The following is a 20,510-nucleotide window of genomic DNA, read 5'->3' as shown; positions in this document are numbered from 1 at the left end:
CCGGCGCGCGTGGCTACATTTGGGCTGTCATCTTATCGTGAAACCGACTGCCACTTCCTTGCAGAAATACTTTGTTCCGTTTCAGCAGCTCCGCCGGCAGCCCACTATTGTGGTCGACAGCACGGGGCTGGGCGCGGCCCTGACGCTGGCCCACTGGCGCGGAGCTGCCACGCCTTTGGCCCTGCGCGACGACACCAGCGCCGGCTCCGTACTCCGGGCGCTGCACCAGCCCGAAACCCCCGGACTGGAAGCCGCCGCCGTGACGGCCAACCACTTCGATATCGATGGGTTTGTGGGCGTGTGGGCGCTACTGAACCCAGCGTTGGCCCGGCGCCATGAGCAGCTGCTGCGGCTAGTGGCCACGCTCGGCGACTTCCGCGAAATCAACTGGGCCAACCCGCTGGCCGACCACGCTTTGCAGCTGGTGTGCTGGCTGAATGCGGAGGAAAAGGCGAGGTTCTATGAGCCATTCGGGGCCCCGGCGCGGCGTCGGCGCGAGGATGAGGCTTCTGCCGAGAAGTTCAACTGGTTTCTGCCGCGCTTCGCGGAGCTGCTGACGAATCCGGAGGCCGGCCGTGCCATGTGGGAGCCGGCATACGAGCGGGTGAAACAGGCGGTGGCAATACTACATAGCTCCGCAACGGCTGTGCGCCGCTACCCCGAAATCGGGCTGACGGTGGTGCGCACGCCGGAGCCGCTGCCGTACTACGCGCTGTTTAGTCCGAGCATCGGCACCGATATGGTGCTGAGCCTCTACGACGGTCAGCGTTACGAATTCGAGTACAAATACACCACCTGGATAGACCTGGAAAGCCGTGCCACGCTGCCGCGCCTGCCGCTCGATGCGCTGGCTGCCCGCCTCAACCAACTGGAGAAGACGCCGCGCCGCTGGACTTTCGACGGCATCACCGACACTGGCCCGCTGCTGCGCCTGAGTGGCAAAGCCCTCACGAAGCCCCAGCGCTACGCCGACCCCGACCAACGCCCCATTCACCCGTCCTCTATTGTGCCGGAGCAATTGGAGGCCGAAGTGGTAGCCTTCTTCCAGACCGGTTACGCAGGCATTGCGCCGAAACGCTACTGGACCTGGGCCGAAATCAGGGCTGCCGGCCGCTGATGTTGCTTGTCGGAGGTGTTCAACTGCCTTCCGGGCCGTCATGCTGAGCGAAGCCGAAGCATCTCTACCGAGGGTAAAATCTAGCATTGCAACGAAGCGGTAGAGATGCTTCGGCTTCGCTCAGCATGACGTTCTTCGGGCTCAGCAGGACGTGCTTTTTGCTTGCTGTCGATACACCCAGGCCGCGTCTTTACTGCAGGCTCCGCACCGCGTTACACGTTCTCGCCGAAACCCAGCACCTGCAGCGAGCTGACGCCACCGGCGCCTTTGCGAACGTTTATCTGGGTCTGCACCCGCTCTTTCAGGGCCTCCACGTGCGAGATGATGCCGATGGTTTTGCCGGTGCCCTGCAGCATTTCCAGCGCCGAAAGGGCTACGTCCAGCGTGTCGGGGTCGAGGGTGCCGAAACCCTCGTCAATGAAGAGCGTGTCAATCTGGGTTTTGCGGCCCGCCAGCTCCGAGAGGCCCAGCGCCAGCGCCAGACTCACCAGAAAACTCTCGCCGCCCGACAGCGAGTTCATGGAGCGCACCGCCGCTGCCTGGTACTCGTCCTGAATGAGCAGGTCGAGGTGCTGCTCGGGGTTGCGCAGGATGCGGTATCGGTCGGTGAAGCGGTGCAGGTGGCGGTTGGCCAGATCCACGAGGCGGGCCAGGGTGAGGCCCTGGGCAAACTCGCTAAACTTCTTACCGTCGGCAGACCCGATGAGCTCGGCCAGCTCCCGCCAGCGGCGCGCTTCCTGCTGCTGCTTTTCCAGCTCGGCGGCCAGCGTGGCGTGGCGTTCCTGCCCGGCCCGGTGGCTGCTCAGCCGCTCCTGCCGCTGCCCCAGCTGCTGGTTGAGTGCGGCCAGCTGCTGGCTATAGGCGTTCAGCTGCTGATCAATGACCTCCGGCGGCTCTGGGGTGAGGGCGCGGGCTTCTTCGGTTTGCAGCAGCGCGGTGGTTTCCTGCAGGGTTTCGGCGGCCAGGGCTACTTCCTGCTCGTGGCGGCGCAACTGGCTCTGCAGCGTCGTGAGCTCCGGGTCGGGGAGGAGCAGGGCGGGCAGGGCAGCGGGGTCGGGGGCGAGGCCAGCGGCGGTGAGGCCAGCCACCAGCGCCGCGTGCTGCTGCTGCCGGGCCTGCTGCTGCTGCCCGGCGTCCTGCTCGCGCTGGCGCAGCGTGTTGGCCGCCACCGTATGGGCGGTTTCGTGCTGCAACAGCTGCTGCTCGGTGCGCTGGCGCTGCTGCTCAGCGGCGCGCACAGCCTCTTCCAGCTGCTGCCGAAGCAGGGCTATGTTGGGTTCGGGAATCAGTTCCTGGAGCTGCTTTTTCTGCTTCTCAATAGCATCGTTCTGATCAATAAGGTCCTGGCGGTGCTCCCTCAACCACACCCTGATGTCCTGTTCGTCGCGCGTCAGCTTCTCAATCAGCGCCTGCCCTACTTTGTCTTGCTGCTCTGCCTTAGTGTGTTGCTGTTTGCGGGTCTGGTATTCTGTTTCTAACCCCCGCAGCTGTGTGAGCATGGCCGCGCCGTTTTCGCCGGTGAAGGCCAAGTCAAAATTGCTCAGCAAGCTTTCCAACTGCTTTTGCACCGTGGGCAGTTGGTCGCGCACCTCCTCAAAGGCAAGCCGGGCCTCCTGTAAATCGTGCTGGGCGCCGACTTGTGCCCGGACGGCGGCTTGCTGCTCGGCTACGGTCTGGGCAAGGCTTCTTTCGGTGGCTACCTGCTGCTGCTCCAGATCCTTTAGCTGCCGCACAATGGCACGGCTGGTAGCCGGCACCATCTCCTCGGCGGCCGGTGTGATAAGCTGCAGTGGGGCATCGGTGGCTATGTTGGTAAAGTCGCCACCCGCATTTTCCAACAGGTTGAGAAACGTATTGAGGTGATTGACTCGGGTGTTCAGCGCGTGGGCTTCCTGGGTTAGGAGTTCGGCCTTTGCTGTTTCCTGTGCCAGCGAGGCATCGGTAAGCCCCAGTACCCCGGCCGCGTACGGGTGCTCGGTGGCCCCACAGAGCGGACATGGCTCGTGCGGCCGTAGCTGCTGCCGCGCCTGTTCATGATTGAGAATAAGCTGGTGCGCCTGCACCAACTGGCGCATTTCTTCGCGGCGGGCTTCCTTCTCCGCTAACTCTCGCCGAAGGCTCCCGATATGGTGATGTAACTGCCGCAACTGCTCGTCGCGCGTGGTGGCGGCCTGCCGGGTCTGCTGCTGTTGCTCGGCCAACTGCTGCCGAGCTGCTTCGGCCGTTGCAGCGCACTGCTGCTCGTCGTGTTGCAACGTTGCCAAGCGCTTTGTCAAGTGCGTCACACGCCCTTCCAGCTGGCCATTTTCTGTCCGAAGCCGGTCCCAGTCCTGTACCAGCCCGGTGAAGGCCGCAAAAACGTCCAGCATTTCTGCCCGCCGGCCGTGGCGAAGCAGCCATTCGGAGGAAGTGCTCAAGAACTGCCGTGCCTCCTGGGTCTGAGCTTCGGCCGCTGCCAGTTCCGCTTTTATCCGTTTGCATTCCGTGTTGCGCTTGTCGTAGGCCTGCCGATTCTCCTGAAGTTGAGATTCCTGCTGCCGAATGTTCTGATCCAGCTGCTCGGCCTCGCGCAGCTTCGGCTCCTGGGTTTCCTGGAAGGCTTTGGCCTGCTCATGGGCCTGCCGGGCGGCATTGCGGGTGGTTTCGGCGGCGGCGCGGCGCTCCTGCAGCTGCGGCAGCTGCCTGCGCAGCTGCTCCACTTCCTGCTGCACGCGCGCCAGCTGCTGCTCGGTCTGGCGCAGCAGGGCGTAGTCGGTGGCAAAAGGGGCGGCCTGCTGGTGCAGCGCCAGCCGCTGCCGCAGCGGGGCCAGGGTTTCAGCCTGGGCAGCCAGCTGCTGCTGGCGCTGCCGGGTAGTGGTCAGCTTCTGGCGCAGCTCCTGCAGGCGCAGGTGCCACTGCCGTGCTTCGCGCAGCTGCTCCTGAGCGGCGGTGGCGGCCGTGAGCTGCCGGGTCAGGTCCTGCGCTTCGCCTTCCAGAAACGCCACTTCCTCCGCCGAAAGCAGCGTAACGCCCGCCAGCCCCGCTCGGAGCTGCTCGGCCTGTTGGGTTTCGTGCTTAGCCCGCTCGAAGGTTGCCCGCGAGATGTCGGAGTATTTGCGGGTGTCGGTAATCTTTTCCAGTAGTTGGGCCCGCTCGCCGGCCGGTGCTTTCAGAAAGCGGGTGAAGTCGCCCTGAGCCAACAGTACGGAACGCAGAAACTGCTTGTATTCCAGCCCGCTCAGCTCGGCCACCCGCACCGGCACCTTCGACTTGTAGGTTTCCAGAAACGGCCAGGTTTCTTCGCCGTCATCGGCCACTTGCCGCTCGCTCAGCTCCATGCTGGGGGGCTGCAGATTGCCCTCGGGGCGCTTGCGGGCGCGGTACTGGCCCCATTTGGAGCGGTAGTGCCGGCCGTTCACCTCAAACTCCACTTCGGCCCAGCTCTCGCCGGTGCCATGGCTCATCACCTGCTCGGGGCCGGTGGTTTCGTGGCGCGGCACCTGCCCGTAGAGGGCCAGCGTAATGGCATCCAGAATGGTGGTTTTGCCCGCTCCCGTGGCGCCCGTAATAGCAAACAGCCCTGCATCGGCCAACGGGCTCAGGCTGAAATCCACGGTGTGCTCCCCGCGTAGGGAGTTGAGGTTGCAGAAACGGACGCGGAGAATTTTCATGTGGGCAGGTTGGCGGCAGAGAAGGGAGAACGGCAGGGGTAGCCGCTGGGAGAGCCGGCCTGGAAACTCAAAATTACGCCAAAACCGGCCAAGCGTCACCCGCAAATCCTGCCCGCTTCAGCAAGGGGTGGAAATGGCCGAATACGGGTGTAGCTTATTTTCTGAAAAATATAAATAAGCTACACTGTTTTGTAGCTTATCTTGAAAAGGAAAATAATAAGCTACACTCAGATGGGACGAAAAAGCGGCCGGCACGAATCGTTGCCGGGACTGGTGCGCAAGGTATTCGGGCTGGATCAGGCTACGCTGGGCACGTATCTGCACCTGAGTCGGGTGGAAATGGGGCACTGCGAAAGTGGCCGGCGCGACCTGCCGGGGCCGCTGCTGGTGCGGCTGCTCCCCCTGATACTGGCCGCGCCGGCCGCCAAAACCGAGCCCCGGCCGCTCACCGAGCCGCTGCCCACCCTGTCCCCGCCCGACCCGGAGCCGCTCTGGGCCCGCCTGGATGAATGCCGCCACCGCGCCGGGCAGCTGCGGGCCTCGCTCGCGAAGCTGGTGGCCCGGCAGCAGGCCGCTACCCGGTTGCAGCAGGCATTGCCAGCGCTGCTCGCTGCCGCCCCCGATGACGCCGCCCGCCGCTGGCTGGAGCGCCGCCAGGAGCAGGCCGCCACCGACCTGGATGCCTGGGAAGCGGCCCGCTACCACCAGCTGCGGGCCCGGCTGCTGGGCCTGGAGGCAGAAGCGGCGGCGCTGGCAGACGCACTGGGTGGGGAAGGAGGATAGAGGGGGTAGGAGTGCTACCTTGCCAGCCTAGCCTGCTTACGCCATTGCTGAGCCCAAGAAACTATTGCCGTTGGCCCTGCCTATAGATCAAGCTTTACTGACACTTATATGTATATGAATCGAGTTATTGGAGCTACAATGTTGGTATCCGTTATCAGTGGCTGGGGTGCTGAGTTGTCAGCGTCTAATTATCTGCACAGGCCATATCGAAAGAAGGATTGCCAGGAAGACTGGCAATATCCCGGCATTCGTGACGATATAAGAGGCATAGTTGTTTTTCATAAGACCACAAACGAGTTATGTGGAATAATGCCAACTGCCTCCATCACTCTAGTCAAAACAATAGAAAATGATACTATAAGGGTGTTAGAACTATGCAACATCAGTAAGGAATTTGCTAATGGGGAATTGGTGGTGATACATCCAAGCACAAATGCTAAAACAGATAATATCTATGCACCTCTTGATCCGAGAGCCTGCTCGCTCAAGCGGACCTGCGTTGGAGTGGTTGAATCCATTGTGAAGCGGTAAATCAATTGAGTAGTAGCTGACAATAGCAAGTAGTTGATTCCTACCTTGCCAGTCCACATCCCAATAAGTGCCCATGAAGCTCCTGCTGCTGGCCGCGCTGCTCCTGCTACTCCTCGCCGAAGCCTGCGCGCCGGTACGTACCGCTACCACCGCCGTCAGTGCGGCCCCGCCGCCGGTGTCGCCGGAGTTGTACCGCACCATTGCCCGGCAGGACAGCTTGATGTTCGTGGCCTTCAACCGGCACGATGTGGCCACGCTGCAAACCTTTTTCGCCGAAGACCTGGAGTTCTACCACGATAAGGGCGGCCTAGCCAACTTCCAGCAAACCATGCATGGCTTCCGGAATCTGTTCGAACAGAACAAAACCACCGGCCTGAACCGCCAGCTCGTGCCCGGCACCCTGGAAGTGTACCCCATTAACGGTTACGGCGCTGTGGAAACTTACCAGCACCGCTTCTGCCACGTGGAAAACGGCCGCGACGACTGCGGCACCTTCAAGAACATGATGGTGTGGCGCCTACGCGACGGGCGCTGGCAGGTGACGCGGGTGGTGAGTTATGGGCATTAATATCTCAACTCTACTGCTGATACTATGAGGAGTTCCATGCCGAAACGAGATGATGATTCACTCGATAAGTTGATTACAAGTAGACACTTGATTCCAACAATGAGCGATTCCAAATGGGTAAAGCTCCTAACCGTTCTTGTTGAAAATCACAGAATGGTGCTGGAATGTCGAGTAAAACTAATGTGGGAAGATGAAGGCGTTAAGCGTCTACTGGTCATTGACGAGTATGCCAGCTATAATTTTGACTACTATGACACGGCTATGGAGGCTATGATTTCCGGTAGTCCGGTGCTCAATGGCTGGTGTGCATACAAGGAAATTGAATGGCTGGATTTTCCTCGATTTATTGGGAATATCGAGTCTGAAAAACAGGATATCATCTCCATTCAGCAGAAGATAGAGGAAATAGGCCAATTTCGGTTGGAGTTATCTGATGACAGATTGCGTCTGTACGCCTATATACCTGTGTCTGCAACCAGCTAGAGTTATTCCTACCTTGCCAGCTTCAACGCCCCCCTGAAGCTGATGAAACTACTGCCGCTTGCCGCGCTGCACCATATCTTATGAAGTTAATATTCTTCACCTGCCTCTTCTGTCTTGCCTCAGCCGGATTTTTAAAGGGCCAGTCGTCCAGCAGCACGGTTTATAAAGACCTTGCCACAAAGAAGTTCTTTGCTGTCAGCATGATGACGCGCGTGGTAGAAGGTGAGAGGATTTATATCGTGGAGAATAAGAAAGTCGACAAGCTAACTTATGATAGTTTTCAGCTTGCGAGGCGAAATATGGAAAATTGCCGTCCATGTATTCTGAAGGTATATAATGGTAGTAATCAGCTGTTACGTGAAGGAGTTTACTATACCGATGCGCCTGTTGGATGGGAGAAAATATATTATCCCAACGGTAAAATTAAAATCAGCGGACAGTACAAAGAAAATTCAACTAACGATTGGGGGGATTTGTGTACACGGCACTATTGTGGTGTAAAAATAGGCCGATGGACGTACTTCGATGAAGGAGGAAAACAGCTATATGCCGAGGATTGGAAAGACGGTGAATTTATCAGACAGATTCCTGAACAATTGACACCAGAGATATGGAAGATGGAATTTGTTTTTCAGGGAAAAGATGCTGAGAATTTTCCTTTGCGAGTGGAGCAGATTTCAGAAATAGATATTATTCCTCGATATAAGAATAAGGCTCATGCGGTATTAACAGTGAAGCTTTACATAGAGGCTGTTGGGTATAGATCATTCGTTAGTAAATATGGAGTAGATGAATTTAAAGGAATTGACACTCGTAAGTTGCTGTTAGCATCTGGGATACCTATGGATAAAAATCCACGTTTTATTCTGGAGGTATTGAAGGGCGAGAATAATGTTGGCAGACTGTACCTCACTATAGCCAAGTGACAAGGTTTTGTTTACCTGCCTCCCTACCTTGCCAGCTTCAACGCCCTCCTGAAGCTGATGAAACTATTGCTGCTTGCTGCGCTGCTCCTCGCCACCGTTCCAACCTTCGCCCAGAAAGCCAAGCCCACCGAAAATCTGGTGCAGTACGCCAAGCCGCTGGTAGGCACGGCCCGGATGGGGCACACGTACCCCGGCGCCACGGTGCCCTTCGGTATGGTGCAGCTCTCCCCCGATACCGACACGCTGAGCTACGAGCAAAACGGCAAGTACAACCCCCGTGTGTACGAGTACTGCGCCGGCTACCAGTACGCCGATAAAACCATCGTCGGTTTCTCGCACACCCACTTTAGCGGTACCGGCCACTCCGATTTAGGCGACTTTCTGCTGATGCCCACCACCGGCCCGCTCCAGCTCAACCCCGGCACCGCAGACCAGCCGGAACGAGGATTCCGCTCCCGGTTTTCGCACCAGAACGAAGTGGCCGAGCCCGCCTACTACCGTGTCAAACTCGACGACCACAACATTGTGGCCGAGCTGACGGCCTCCAACCGCGTGGGCATGCACCAGTACACGTTTCCGCAGTCCGAGCAGGCGCATATTATCCTGGACCTCACGGCCGGCATCTACAACTACCCAGATAAGAACGTCTGGACCTTTGTGCGGGTGGAAAACGACACCCTCGTGACCGGCTACCGCCAAACCCACGGCTGGGCGCGCACCCGCACCGAGTACTTCGCCATGAGCTTCTCGAAGCCGTTCGTGAGCTACGGCAGCCGCAATTTGTCCAAGAAACAAGTGTACCGCGGCTTCTGGGGCCGCTTCGACCAAACCAAGAACTTCCCCGAGCTGGCCGGCGAGCAGCTGCGCTTGTTCTTCGATTTCAAAACCACAGCCGGGGAGAAGGTGAAGGTGAAAATGGCGTTGTCGGGCGTGAGCACCGAGGGGGCGTTGCGCAACATGCGGGCCGAAGTGCCGGGCTGGGACTTCGAGGCGGTGAAGCGGGCGGGGCAGGCGCTGTGGCAGCAGGAGCTAAGCAAAGTGGTGGTGGAGTCGCCGAAACGGGTGGACAAGGAGAATTTCTACACGGCCATGTACCACGCCGCCCTCAGCCCCACCACCTACATGGACGTGGACGGCCAGTACCGTGGCCTCGACCAGAATATTCACAAGGCCGAAGGCTTCACCAACTACACCTCGTTTTCGCTCTGGGACACCTACCGCGCTTTGCACCCGCTCTACAACCTGTTGCAACCCAAGCGCAACGCCGATATGGTGCAGTCGATGCTGGCCCACTTCGACCAGAGCACGATGCACATGCTGCCCATCTGGAGCCACTACGCCAACGAAAACTGGTGCATGATTGGCTACCACTCGGTGCCCGTGATAGTGGATGCCGTGCTCAAAGGCGTGGTGCCCGCCGACCAGGCCCAGCGCGCCCTCGATGCCTGCGTAACCACCGCCCACCAGCAGCGCTACGACGGCATCGGCCTCTACGAGCAGCTGGGCTACGTGCCCGAAGACAAAAGCGGCGCCTCGGTATCGAAGACGCTGGAATACGCCTACGATGACTGGTGCATTGCGCAGCTGGCCCGCAAGCTAGGTAAGACGGACATTGAAGCCGAGTTCAGCAAGCGCGCCCAGAACTGGCAGAACGTGTACGACGCGCGCATCAACTTCATGCGCCCCCGCCTGGCCGACGGCAGCTTCCGCCCGCGCTTTGATGTGCTGAGCACCCACGACCAGGGCTTCATCGAGGGCAACGCCTGGAACTACAGCCTCTACGTGCCCCAGGACCCCGCCGCCCTCATTGCCAAGATGGGCGGCGAAAAGAAGTTTCTGCCCCACCTGGATTCGCTGTTCACCATGCACCTGCCCGACAAGTTCTTCGCCGAAACCGAGGACATCACCCGCGACGGTATCATCGGTAACTACGTGCACGGCAATGAGCCCGCCCACCACGTAGCCTACCTCTACAACTGGACCAGCCAGCCCTACCAAACCCAGGCCCGCGTGCGGATGATTCTGCCCAAGATGTACCGCCCCACCCCCGACGGCCTCGGCGGCAACGACGACTGCGGGCAGATGTCGGCTTGGTACATCTTCTCGGCGCTGGGTTTCTATCCCGTAGCGCCCGGCTCGCCGGAATACGCCCTCGGCAGCCCCGCCGTGTACGGCGCCACCATCAATCTAGAGAACGGCAACGCCTTCCGCATCACCGTCAAAAACCAGAGCGACAGAAACGTTTACGTGAAGGAAGCCCGCCTCAACGGCCAGAAGCTCACCCGCCCGTTCCTGCAATATGCCGATGTGGTGAAGGGCGGGGAGTTGGTATTTACAATGGCGGGGAAGCCGTGAGGAGGAGAGGGTTGTAGAAGCAGGTTTTGGATTTCCTGAAATTGCTTCCAACTGGGAGCCAAAGGCTTAACATCTTTATTGTGGAGCACCTCAGTGCTGAAAGCATCATGAAGGACGTAATGGTAAGAATGATATCTTTCCTTGGAACAGCAGTGGCTGGTGAGGACATCGAGGCAAGAGAGAATTATTGGCAACTAATAGGTAAAAGGGGAAAAATCATTGAGACAAATGATGATTTTGACGGGAGGGTATTGGTATTGTTCGAGCAAAGTATAGACGATTATGGATTAGAGAATCATAATCCCATCAAGAACTCTCTTTGGATTCGTATTACCGATTTGATACTGGATTAAGAGCGGGTCAACTTTTGGGTTTTTAGTCAGGCTGAGATTATTAAAGCCCCAGATGGCGCGAGTATAGTGTACAGTAACTCGTGCTTAGCCGCGCATGCTGAGACTTCATGCATTAAATCATATCAAAAATGGCCGAGCAAAAAAACATAGTAAATACCCCGGTGTCTAACGACATTACACCCAAGGTGACGGGTATCGGCGGTATTTTCTTTTTCTCTGACAATCCGCAGGAAATGAGAGAGTGGTACGCCAAAAACCTGGGGCTGGAAGTCAACGACTGGGGCTCGACGTTTGAATACAGAAACGTGGAGCGGCCCGAGGAAGTAAACTCGCTTCAGTGGAGCCCCTTCCAGAAAGGGAGCGACTATTTCGTGCCTTCCGCTAAGGAGTTCATGATCAACTACCGGGTACAGAACATTGAAGGGCTGGTGGCGCAGCTAAAAGCCAACGGCGTAACCGTGCTGGATGACATTGCCAGCTACGACTACGGCAAGTTCGTGCACATCATGGACGCGGACGGCAACAAACTGGAACTGTGGGAACCTGTTTAGCAGTAGCAGCCAGATAGCAAAACGCCCCGCTTCACGTCTGAACTGGAGTGGAGCGGGGCGTTTTGAGTTGCTTTGGTAGCTACTCTATTTGTTGCCGGTGAAGCTGGGCGTGCTGGCGTTTCTGTTCTTGTTGCGGCTGTAGAGGTAGGCAGCACCCGCCGCTAGCAGCGCACCGCCTAGCAGCTTACGGCTTCCGCCGGAGCGAGCAGGCGTGTCATATGTTCCGGTAGTAGGGTTAACGGCAGTGCGTCCCCCAAACAGGCCCGAAATCAGGCCACCAAGTGAACCGCTCGGGCGGTCAGAACCAAATATACTCATGATTGACAAGGGAAAAATGGTGTAAAGGCTCTAACGCAACTCAGGTGTGAGGGGTTGAGGAAAATTGCGGCACCCCAGATTGGTGTAGGGGCGGGGCTTGCCCCCGCCCGCCGTTGAACGAAACCCTTTGTCACCGGCCCACAAGGGGCGGGGGCAACCCCCATTCACTACAGCATCATCCCAGCAACTCCAGCAACTCCTGCGGCGTGAGCGACTTTAACAATGACGCGTCGGTTTTGATGAGGTCATGCGCCAGCTCCTGTTTGGCTTCCTGCAGCTTTCTGATTTTGTCCTCAATCGTATCGGGGCAGATGAGGCGCACGGCCACCACCTTGTTCTGCTGGCCGAGGCGGTGGGCGCGGTCAATGGCCTGGTTTTCAGCGGCCGGATTCCACCACGGGTCCACGAGGTACACGTAGTCGGCGGCGGTGAGGTTGAGGCCCACGCCGCCTGCTTTCAGCGAAATCAGGAATACGCGCACCGAATCGTCTTCCTGAAACGCCCGCACGGCAGCGGCCCGGTTGCGCGTCTGGCCCGTGAGCTGCTGGTAGCCGATGCCGCGCCGTTCCAGCTCCGGCCGAATCAAATCGAGCATCCCGACGAACTGCGAGAAAACCAGGAGCTTGTGCTGCGGCGCCTTGCTCTCGATTTCCTCCAGCAGCACCGCCAGCTTCGCCGATTCTGACCCGTACGATTCGGCATCAGCAAGGAGAGCGGGGGCGTTGCAGATCTGGCGCAGGCGGGTGAGCCCCTGCAGAATGTGCGCGCTGTTTTTGCGGGGCGAGTCGGGGTGCTGGCCCAGCAGCCGGGCCCGGAACTCCTGGCGGCAGGCCTCGTAGATGCGGCGCTGCCCGGCGCCCATTTCGCAATAGAGCACCATCTCTGTTTTGGCGGGCAGCTCCGTTGCTACCTGGGCCTTGGTGCGGCGCAGCACAAACGGGCTGATTTTGCGCTGCAGCGCCTGCGCGTGTCGGCCATCCTTGAACTTGTCGATGGGAGCCGCAAACTGGTCCTGGAAGTGCTGGCGGCTGCCCAGCAAACCGGGGCACGCGAAGGAAAGCTGCCCGTATAGGTCATAAGTGCTGTTTTCGACGGGTGTGCCCGTCAGCACGAGGCGGTTGCGGGCCTGCAGCAGGCAGGCGGCCCGGTAGCGCTGCGAGTCGGGGTTTTTGATGGCCTGCGCCTCGTCCAGCACCACGTAGTTGAAGCGGTAGTCGCGCAGCCACTGGATGTCGGATACCATGGTGTTGTAGGTAACTAGGACGATGTCATAAGCGTCGAAATCCGGCGCCTTCTGGCCGCGCCCCGCACCCTGCACCGCATGTATCCGCAACGAAGGCGCAAATTTCTCTGCCTCCGCCTGCCAGTTGAATATCAGCGACGCCGGCACCACCACCAAATTGGCCGCCGTGTGTCCCTTTTCACGCAGATGCAGCAGGAAGGCCAGCACCTGCACTGTTTTGCCCAGGCCCATATCATCGGCCAGGCAGCCCCCGAAATGGAAGGTGTCGAGGAAGTTGAGCCAGTTGAGGCCTTGCCGCTGGTATTCGCGCAACGTGGCTTGCAGGCCGGCCGGCACCATTACCGGCGCAATGCCGGTGAAGTCGGCAGCGGCGGCGCGGTAGCGGGCCAGTTGGGCCTGTGCGGAGGGCGCCAATGCTTCAGCGTCATAAAGCTCGGCGAGGGTGGCGAAGCTGATGTTGGGCGTGCGAATCCGGTCATCCTCGACGTGGCCGGCGGCAAACCAGGCCGCAAATTTCTTCATCCACTCCTGGGGCAGAATGCCGCGCGTACCGTCGTCGAGCTGTACGTAGCGACGCTTGTTGCGCACGGCTTGCTGCAGGTGCTGCAGCGTCACCTGCTGCTGGCCAAACCGCACGCCCACAGCTGTATCAAACCAGTTGGTCTCGCCGGTTACGCGTACCGTAATGCGGGCTTTGTGCGGGTTGAGGGTGTTCTTTTTCAGCTGATTGAACCCCAGGATGGTGATGCCTGCCCGGCGCCAGTCCTCGAAAGCCTCCAGAAACCATTCTTCCCGCAAAAACTGCGTTTTGGGCACGTATAATGCCTCCTGCTGCAGCTGCTCCCGAAACTCGGGGTAATGCTTTAGTAAGGCCGCCACAAACCGGTCCTCGGCATTCGCATCCCGCGCCAGCACAAAAGGCCGGCTCAACTCATCTACGGCATGCAGCTGCCGCCGCGAGAGTATGGATACTTCCTTCGGGCCGTAGCGCATCACCGGCAGCAGCTCCACGCTCGGACCGGCATCTGAAAGGTACAGCAGGAGCTCCGGGGGCGTATCGAATCCGCTGGCTGCGCGCTGCTCGGGCGTGGCCGGACGCAGGTGGCCGTAGCTAATGTGCAGGCGGTCCTCCAGATTGGCCAGCACGTCCCGCTGAAACTCCGGAAACTTGCTCCGGTGAATCAGGAGGGTGTTGTTGCGCTTCTGAAAAAACTCTACAACCCGCCACACCGCCACATCCTCGAGCAAGTACAGCGCTTCCGGTGTCGCCACAAAATACTCGTAGCGGATGGTGAGGGCCTGAAGGTCGTGGGGCTGGTCGTGGAGCAGCAGCTTGCCACTCACGTCGTAATAGTCGCCTCGCTGGGTGACGGTCAGCCGCAGCTCGGTGCGGGCAGTACGGAGCTGCACGGGACTGATAGACTGGGCCGTGATGTTATCAGAAATAGTAGCGTTGTGCGTGTAGAAAGCTACCCCGGCCGGATTCTGCACCACGGCCCGCAATGCGTTGAGGGTGGCCACCGAGCGGGTGTCCTCGAAGTTGCGCTGGAAATGCGCTACGGCCGTGTAAAATTTAATTTCCTCTGCGCTCTGCAGCTGCCAGATGCCTTCCAGCGGATGAAGGGGGCTGATGGGGTTTTTGACCTTGCCTGTAGCCGTAAGCGCCGCCTCGGCCAGTTGTAGCGTCAGGTGCCCGTAGTACTTATGGCGGCCCAGTACCAGCAGTTGCCGGCTACCCGCCGGTGCAATAAGCGGCGCAGACTTCGGCGGTAGTAACTGAGCTATCAACTCTTGGTTTGCCGCCGCCGTGACGGGATACAACGCTGCCTGCCGGGGCGCTACCGTCACGGACGCCGGGCGGACATACGTCAACTCAAAATGCGCGTCCAGATCAGCAGCCTGCTCCAGGCCATAGTCGCGGGCGGCGGCGCGCAGGTGCTGGTTACGGGCCTGCTGATCGAAAAACAGCCGCAGCTCTTTGCGGTGCAGAATGCTCAGCAGCACCGCTGCCTGATGCTCGCACAGGGTAGTTTTGGGCGTAGTACAGGCGCAGGAAACCAGCAGATTTCCATCCAGCTGCTGCACTTCCACAGTAGGAAAATGTAGAGTGCCAGCTGCTTGGCTGGTGCTGCTAAAGATACCGTGGTTCGGCTCCAGCGTTTCGGGCTGAATGGCCGCCAGCGTACGGGAATCAGCCTCGGGCAGCGAAGCACAATGCAGCCAGACAACGGCGTTGGTCAGCTCCGCCACAGTCAGGTTGGGCAAAAGATACTGGTGCGGATGAGGCGACGAGGAAATCGGCATGCAGAAGGCGGCGGCAGGCTTCCGCACGTCAGGTAAAGATACGCGCCGCCCGGCCGTCTGGCTCCCGCGCAGCGGCAGTTGCTAGGGCCTGCTGCGCATCTACATTCGTTCCAGTAGCTCGTCGAAGGTGCGCAGCAGCTCGGCGCGGCTGGCTTCGGGTTCAGCTTCGAGGCGCTGCTCAAACACTTCCCGCTCCGTAAAATCGTGGAGGCTGCGCGTGAGCGGGGCGTCGGCTTCTTCGTCCTCCTGCCCGAGAGCCCGGAGCTTCACGAGGCGGAAATGACGGCGCGCCAGCACTTCGAGCTGCTGGCGGTCCAGGGCCTGAATGACGGCAAGCAACGCGTCGGCGACTTCCAGCTGCGTCAGCTCCGAGTGAATCTGCACATCGGCCCAGGCGGGCAGCAGATAGCCGGCGTTGTCGTAGGTGGTGAGGCCCGTCGTTACCTCATCAAGCGTGCCGTGGAAGCGCAGCAGCCGCCGCGCCCCTGGCACCGGCAGGCTTTGCAGCGCCGCCAGCTTGCCGCTCTCGAAGTCGAGTAGCAGCACTTCCTTGGGATGGTCAATTTCGGAGAAGGAAAGCGGGATGGGGGAGCCGGAATAGCGGATATGCTCCCGGCCGCCCACCCGCTGCGGGCGGTGCAGGTGGCCCAGCGCCACGTAGTCGAACACCACCGGGAAATGGTCGGCCGTAACCTGGCCCAGATTGCCGACATGAATCGTGCGCTCGGAATCCGACGGGGCGGCGCCGGCGGCGTAGAGGTGGCCGGTAGCCAGCACGGGCAGCCCCAAATCTTTCAGCTGCCACACCTGCTCTATTTCCGAAAGGCGCAGGTAGTGGTCGGCAATGCCCTGCTTGATGCGGGCTTCGCGCTCCTCGGCTGTTTCGCCGGGCACGGAAAGGCGCACGTCCCGGTCGCGCAGGAAAGGCACGGCGCATACTACTAGGCCGGGTTTGCCGGCGGCATCGTCCAGCACCAGCACCTGCTCCTCAAAGCACTCGGGCACACAACCTACCACATGCACGCGCAGATGGCGCAGCAACCGGGCCGGGGCGTTGAGCGTGGCCGGCGAGTCGTGGTTGCCGCCAACCACCACTATGTCGCGGCAGCCGGTGTTCTGCATGCCAAGCAGAAAGCTGTAATACAGCTCCAGTGCCTGGTTGGAGGGCGAACCGGTATCGAAAATGTCGCCGGCCACTACCAGCACTTCCACGTGCTGCTCGCGCACCGTCTGCACCAGCCACTCCAGAAAATGACGGTGCTCGTCGGTTCGTTCGTGGCCGCTGATAAAGCGCTGGCCCAGGTGCCAGTCGGCGGTGTGTAGTACGCGCATTGCAGGTAAATGAACTGTAAAGGTAACGGCTAAACAGGGCTTCTCATTCCATCAAAAGCACAATGGTCCGCGAAGAAAGCCTCCGCGAACCATTGCAGGTAAGTTGTAAGTAGAACCTGGCCCGCGTCAGCTAGTGAACGGCCTGGGTCTGGAATGTGGAAATGGCTTCGCCCAAATCGTAGACGGTGGCGCCGGGCAGCGCGGCCTGCACAATGCTGGCACCAGCCGCGGAGCGGTAGCCGCCGGCGCAGTGTATCAATATGGGCTTGCCGGTGGGCACTTCGTGGGCCCGCTCGCGCAGCTCAGGCAGCGGAATCAGCAACGCATTGTCGAACACCGGCTGCTGAGCTTCCGTGCGGTTGCGGATGTCCACAATAGTAAAGTCGTGGGGCTGCTGCCGCACATGCTCCACATCTACCGCCGGGCTGGTGGCAGGCAATTCGCGAGGCGCAAGCAGCGCGCCTTTGATGTTGCTCTCATACCCGATTTTAGCCGTTTTGCGGATGACCGTGTCCAGCGCAATCTGCGAATCGGCCACGAGGTAAAACGGTTCCTGCGGGCCTACTACCGAGCCCAGCCAGGTTTCGAACTTGCCGCCGTCCATCAGGTTGATGGCGCCGGGCAAGTGGCCGGCCCGGAACTGCGCCGCCGGGCGCGTGTCAATGATGATGTTGCCAGCTTCCAGTTCGGCGTCGGGCATCAGGCGTGGCACTGCCCGGATGCTGTCCTCGAAAGGCAAGGCACCCAGCTTGTTCATCACCACGTCGTGCCCGAAATACTTGGGCATGAAGGGCTGGTCTTCCAGCAGCACCTTAATAAACTCCTCCTGCGACATCGGCTGCAGGGCATAGTTGGTTTTCACCTCTTTGCCAATGGTGCTGTCGAGGTCGGTGCTGGTAGTTTTGCCGCAGAGCGAGCCGGGGCCGTGCGCCGGATATACTTTGGTGGTGGCCGGCAGGGTCATGAGCTTCTGGCGGGTGCTCTGGTAGAGCTGGGCCGCCAGGTCTTCGCGGCTGTGGCCGCCCACGTTGTCGTCTTCGCGCAGGTCGGGGCGGCCTACGTCGCCCACAAACAGCGTGTCGCCGGTGAACACGGCGCGGGTCTGGGCCATTTCGTCCATCAGCAGTACACTAATGGAGTCGGGGGAGTGGCCGGGCGTGTTGATGGCGTGCAGCTCGATGGTGCCCAGGCTGATGCGCTGGCCATCATCGAAGGACTGATGCGGATAGCCGGCCCGTACCAGCTTACTCACGTAGATAATGGCACCGGTTTCCTGGGAAATTTCCAGGTGGCTGCTCACGAAGTCGGCGTGGGGGTGGGTTTCAATGACGGCGACAATCTTGGCGTCGTGCTCGTCGGCGAAATCGTAGTAGGGCTGAGGGTCGCGGGCCGGGTCGATGATGGCTACCTGGCGGCCGCTGCGGATGGCGTAGCTCGCGTGGGCCAGGCCTTTGTCGTAAAACTGCTGAATCTGTACCGACGCGGTACTACTGGGCAGAGGACTCATGGGGTGGAGGATGTGGTGGAGTGCCACCACAAAGGGCGGACTTCTTCAAATGTATTGCCTGAAGATAACTGTAGCAAGCTAAACACTGTGGGTTGTGCAAAAAGCCGCTGCCGATGCCAAAGGTTTCAGGAATGCGCCGGGCCGCACAGGGAAACGGCCGGCCGCAGGCACGAAAAAGCCCCGGCCGTTGTTGGCCGGGGCTTTTTCGCGAGGAAGTGCAGTGAGGTTTAGCTCTTCTGTTTCATCTTGCCTTCTTTCATCTTCTCCTTGCGCTTGTCCATGCGTTCTTCGCGCATCTGCAGGTATTTGGTGTACTGCTCGGCCGAAAAGACGCTCTTGAGCTGGGCATCGTACTTCGCCTGAATGGCTTTCATCTCCTGGCCCGCGCCTTTGCGGCTGTCAGCAGCGGCGAATTTTCCGCGCAGAGCCTGCAGCTCCTGGTTTTCAGCCAGCGCCAGCTCCCGGACCTTGGCGCTCTGGTCGGCGCTGAGGCTCAGCTGCTGGGTGAGGCGCTTGGTTTGCATGTCGGCGTGCTGCTCCGGGGTGCGGGCCGCGTCGTGGGTGCGGCCCTGGCCCATGCGGCCGGGCTGCGCGGTGGTTTGGGCGGAGACTGCGCCAGCCGTGAGAGCAAAAGCAGCGAGTACTACAAGCATCTTTTTCATGTCGGGAAAGTCTATGTGAGGGGTTACGGCAGATTAGAACGCTGGCAGAAGCCGGGGTTTAATCTGAGCGTCCCAATTTGCCCTGCCACCAGATTTGCAGTTCCCGAAGAACATAAACGCCTATATTCGGGGCCTCGCAACGACTTGCAGGCCGTTGCGCCTTTTTTGTTTCTACCACTTACCTCTCTTTTTTTCTCTCACCAAACCTGTATGGCAAATATTTTCGCCAAAAAACCACTGGCCCAGCTGCTGGGCGAGGCTAATTCCACCGGGCACGGTACGCTGAAGCGGACGCTGGGTGCCGGCAACCTCGTTGCGCTGGGCGTGGGCGCCATTATTGGGGCGGGCCTGTTTGTGCGGACGGCCGCTGCCGCCGCGCAGGCTTCCGGACCGGGCGTTACGCTGGCTTTCATTGTGGCCGCCATTGGCTGCGTATTTGCGGGCCTCTGCTACGCCGAGTTTGCCGCCATGATTCCGATTGCCGGCTCGGCCTACACCTACGCCTACACCACCATGGGCGAGTTTGTGGCCTGGATTATCGGCTGGGCCCTGATTATGGAATACGCGCTGGGCGCGGCCACTGTGAGTATCGCCTGGAGCGAATACCTGAACAAACTCTTAGAGGCATTCCATATGCCGCCCATATCCTATGAGCTCAGCCACTCGCCCTTCGAAAGCGCGGCCATTGATGGCGTGATGCACAGCGGCCTCATCAACCTGCCAGCCCTGCTGGTGATTGTGGCCCTGTCGCTGTTGCTTATCAAAGGCACGCAGGAATCGGCTATGTTCAACGCCATAGTGGTGTTTCTGAAAGTAGCCATTGTGCTGGTTTTCATTGCCGTAGGCTGGCAGTTTATCAACCCGGCCAACCATACGCCCTACCTGATTCCGGAAAATGCTGAGCCCGTAAAAAATGCGGCCGGCACCGTGGTGCGCGAGTACACGGAGTGGAACAAGCATGGCTGGGGTGGTGTGCTGGGCGGCGCGGCCATTGTATTCTTCGCCTTCATTGGGTTTGATGCCGTGAGCACCGCCGCGCAGGAAGCCAAAAACCCCAAGCGCGACATGCCTATCGGTATTCTCGGCTCGCTGGCTGTGTGCACCGTCCTGTACATTCTGTTCGGCCACGTGCTGACGGGTGTAGCCAACTGGCGCGAATTTGCTGACCCGGCGCTGGGCGGCGAAGCTTCCGTGACGTATGCCATCAAGGCGCACATGCCCGGCTTCGAGTGGTTGGGTACGGCCGTTACCATGGCCATTCTGCTGGGCTTCTCCTCGGTAATTCTGGTGATGCTCATGGGCCAGAGCCGCGTATTCTTCTCCATGGCCAAAGATGGGCTCATGCCTAAGGCTTTCTCGGAGCTGCACCCCAAATTCAACACGCCCTACAAATCCAACCTGGCCCTGCTCGTGTTCGTGGGTGGTTTCGCGGCCTTCGTGCCCGGCTCCCTGGCCGGCGACCTGACCTCGTTCGGTACGCTGCTGGCTTTCGTGCTGGTGTCGGCCGGCGTCTGGATCATGCGCCGCTCCGACCCCGCGCAGCCCCGGCCGTTCCGCGCGCCGCTTTCCTCGCCATCATTCCCGTTTGTACCCGTCATGGGCATTCTGGTGTGTACGAGCATGATTCTGGCCCTGGATGGCTTCACACTGAAAGTCGCCATGGGCTGGATGATTCTGGGCTTCATCGTGTACTTCCTCTACGGCAAGCGCAACTCCATGCTGCAGCGCGGCATTGTGGTGGTGCCCACCGAAATGGAAGAGCAAGCCTTCATCGAGCCCGACCAGCACAACCGCTAAGTCGGACTGCTGCCTACTCAAAAAGCCCCG

At 59.8% G+C, this 20,510-nt stretch carries 16 protein-coding genes; 10 read left to right on the top strand and 6 right to left on the bottom strand.

What is annotated here, in order from left to right:
- The first annotated feature begins 37 nt into the window (after window positions 1-37).
- Window positions 38-1,117, top strand: coding sequence for a DUF6687 family protein (locus IC231_RS10545; protein ID WP_211538993.1), 1,080 nt, complete (start codon window positions 38-40; stop codon window positions 1,115-1,117).
- 212 nt (window positions 1,118-1,329) lie between these two features.
- Here IC231_RS10545 and IC231_RS10540 read toward each other — a convergent pair whose 3' ends face one another.
- Window positions 1,330-4,767 (bottom strand): AAA family ATPase, encoded by a 3,438-nt coding sequence (locus IC231_RS10540; RefSeq protein ID WP_190784477.1) that lies wholly within the window; start codon window positions 4,765-4,767, stop codon window positions 1,330-1,332.
- Between the two features lie 231 nt (window positions 4,768-4,998).
- Between IC231_RS10540 and IC231_RS10535 the strand changes: the two genes are divergently transcribed.
- From IC231_RS10535 to IC231_RS10500, 8 genes are all read left to right on the top strand, one after another.
- A complete protein-coding gene (locus IC231_RS10535) occupies window positions 4,999-5,550 on the top strand; it encodes a hypothetical protein (protein ID WP_190784476.1) in 552 nt (183 codons plus the stop codon).
- A 114-nt stretch (window positions 5,551-5,664) separates the two neighbouring features.
- Window positions 5,665-6,081, top strand: a complete 417-nt coding sequence (locus tag IC231_RS10530) for a hypothetical protein (protein WP_190784475.1) — start codon at window positions 5,665-5,667, stop codon at window positions 6,079-6,081.
- Between the two features lie 73 nt (window positions 6,082-6,154).
- Complete coding sequence (locus IC231_RS10525; RefSeq protein ID WP_190784474.1) at window positions 6,155-6,649, top strand: nuclear transport factor 2 family protein; 495 nt, start codon at window positions 6,155-6,157, stop codon at window positions 6,647-6,649.
- Window positions 6,650-6,748: 99 nt separating this feature from the next.
- Window positions 6,749-7,132 carry a hypothetical protein gene (locus IC231_RS10520; RefSeq protein ID WP_190784473.1) on the top strand — a complete coding sequence of 128 codons (384 nt, stop codon included), beginning with the start codon at window positions 6,749-6,751 and terminating at the stop codon, window positions 7,130-7,132.
- An 80-nt stretch (window positions 7,133-7,212) separates the two neighbouring features.
- Window positions 7,213-8,058: a toxin-antitoxin system YwqK family antitoxin gene (locus IC231_RS10515; RefSeq protein WP_190784472.1), complete on the top strand. Its 846-nt coding sequence runs from the start codon at window positions 7,213-7,215 to the stop codon at window positions 8,056-8,058.
- Window positions 8,059-8,115: 57 nt separating this feature from the next.
- A complete protein-coding gene (locus IC231_RS10510) occupies window positions 8,116-10,413 on the top strand; it encodes a GH92 family glycosyl hydrolase (protein ID WP_190784471.1) in 2,298 nt (765 codons plus the stop codon).
- A gap of 80 nt (window positions 10,414-10,493) precedes the next feature.
- Window positions 10,494-10,766, top strand: a complete 273-nt coding sequence (locus tag IC231_RS10505) for a hypothetical protein (RefSeq protein ID WP_190784470.1) — start codon at window positions 10,494-10,496, stop codon at window positions 10,764-10,766.
- Between the two features lie 128 nt (window positions 10,767-10,894).
- On the top strand, window positions 10,895-11,317 hold the full coding sequence (locus IC231_RS10500; RefSeq protein WP_190784469.1) for a VOC family protein: 423 nt from the start codon (window positions 10,895-10,897) through the stop codon (window positions 11,315-11,317).
- Between the two features lie 84 nt (window positions 11,318-11,401).
- On the opposite strand, the gene IC231_RS10495 is transcribed toward IC231_RS10500, so the two are convergent.
- The 5 genes from IC231_RS10495 to IC231_RS10475 form a co-directional block, all read right to left on the bottom strand.
- Complete coding sequence (locus IC231_RS10495; RefSeq protein ID WP_190784468.1) at window positions 11,402-11,635, bottom strand: hypothetical protein; 234 nt, start codon at window positions 11,633-11,635, stop codon at window positions 11,402-11,404.
- A gap of 175 nt (window positions 11,636-11,810) precedes the next feature.
- Complete coding sequence (locus tag IC231_RS10490; RefSeq protein WP_190784467.1) at window positions 11,811-15,182, bottom strand: DEAD/DEAH box helicase; 3,372 nt, start codon at window positions 15,180-15,182, stop codon at window positions 11,811-11,813.
- Window positions 15,183-15,281: 99 nt separating this feature from the next.
- Window positions 15,282-16,514 carry an exonuclease subunit SbcD gene (sbcD, locus tag IC231_RS10485; protein ID WP_190784466.1) on the bottom strand — a complete coding sequence of 411 codons (1,233 nt, stop codon included), beginning with the start codon at window positions 16,512-16,514 and terminating at the stop codon, window positions 15,282-15,284.
- Window positions 16,515-16,644: 130 nt separating this feature from the next.
- A complete protein-coding gene (locus IC231_RS10480; protein ID WP_190784465.1) occupies window positions 16,645-18,021 on the bottom strand; it encodes an MBL fold metallo-hydrolase in 1,377 nt (458 codons plus the stop codon).
- Between the two features lie 227 nt (window positions 18,022-18,248).
- Complete coding sequence (locus tag IC231_RS10475; protein ID WP_190784464.1) at window positions 18,249-18,683, bottom strand: hypothetical protein; 435 nt, start codon at window positions 18,681-18,683, stop codon at window positions 18,249-18,251.
- Window positions 18,684-18,893: 210 nt separating this feature from the next.
- Here IC231_RS10475 and IC231_RS10470 point away from each other — a divergent pair, with 210 nt between their 5' ends.
- Complete coding sequence (locus IC231_RS10470; RefSeq protein WP_185887168.1) at window positions 18,894-20,480, top strand: amino acid permease; 1,587 nt, start codon at window positions 18,894-18,896, stop codon at window positions 20,478-20,480.
- Window positions 20,481-20,510 lie beyond the last annotated feature (30 nt).

Source organism: Hymenobacter duratus (assembly GCF_014698995.1).
Lineage (GTDB): Bacteria > Bacteroidota > Bacteroidia > Cytophagales > Hymenobacteraceae > Hymenobacter > Hymenobacter duratus.
The sequence above is the reverse complement of the archived record's forward strand: the minus strand, read 5'-3'. Positions and strand labels throughout refer to the sequence as shown.

Coding starts and splice junctions, on each gene's coding strand:
- IC231_RS10540 (WP_190784477.1), bottom strand. CDS start 4,767: ATGAAAATTCTCCGCGTCCGTTTCTGCAACCTCAACTCCCTACGCGGG.
- IC231_RS10535 (WP_190784476.1), top strand. CDS start 4,999: ATGGGACGAAAAAGCGGCCGGCACGAATCGTTGCCGGGACTGGTGCGC.
- IC231_RS10530 (WP_190784475.1), top strand. CDS start 5,665: ATGAATCGAGTTATTGGAGCTACAATGTTGGTATCCGTTATCAGTGGC.
- IC231_RS10525 (WP_190784474.1), top strand. CDS start 6,155: ATGAAGCTCCTGCTGCTGGCCGCGCTGCTCCTGCTACTCCTCGCCGAA.
- IC231_RS10520 (WP_190784473.1), top strand. CDS start 6,749: ATGAGCGATTCCAAATGGGTAAAGCTCCTAACCGTTCTTGTTGAAAAT.
- IC231_RS10515 (WP_190784472.1), top strand. CDS start 7,213: ATGAAGTTAATATTCTTCACCTGCCTCTTCTGTCTTGCCTCAGCCGGA.
- IC231_RS10510 (WP_190784471.1), top strand. CDS start 8,116: ATGAAACTATTGCTGCTTGCTGCGCTGCTCCTCGCCACCGTTCCAACC.
- IC231_RS10500 (WP_190784469.1), top strand. CDS start 10,895: ATGGCCGAGCAAAAAAACATAGTAAATACCCCGGTGTCTAACGACATT.
- IC231_RS10495 (WP_190784468.1), bottom strand. CDS start 11,635: ATGAGTATATTTGGTTCTGACCGCCCGAGCGGTTCACTTGGTGGCCTG.
- IC231_RS10490 (WP_190784467.1), bottom strand. CDS start 15,182: ATGCCGATTTCCTCGTCGCCTCATCCGCACCAGTATCTTTTGCCCAAC.
- sbcD (WP_190784466.1), bottom strand. CDS start 16,514: ATGCGCGTACTACACACCGCCGACTGGCACCTGGGCCAGCGCTTTATC.
- IC231_RS10480 (WP_190784465.1), bottom strand. CDS start 18,021: ATGAGTCCTCTGCCCAGTAGTACCGCGTCGGTACAGATTCAGCAGTTT.
- IC231_RS10475 (WP_190784464.1), bottom strand. CDS start 18,683: ATGAAAAAGATGCTTGTAGTACTCGCTGCTTTTGCTCTCACGGCTGGC.
- IC231_RS10470 (WP_185887168.1), top strand. CDS start 18,894: ATGGCAAATATTTTCGCCAAAAAACCACTGGCCCAGCTGCTGGGCGAG.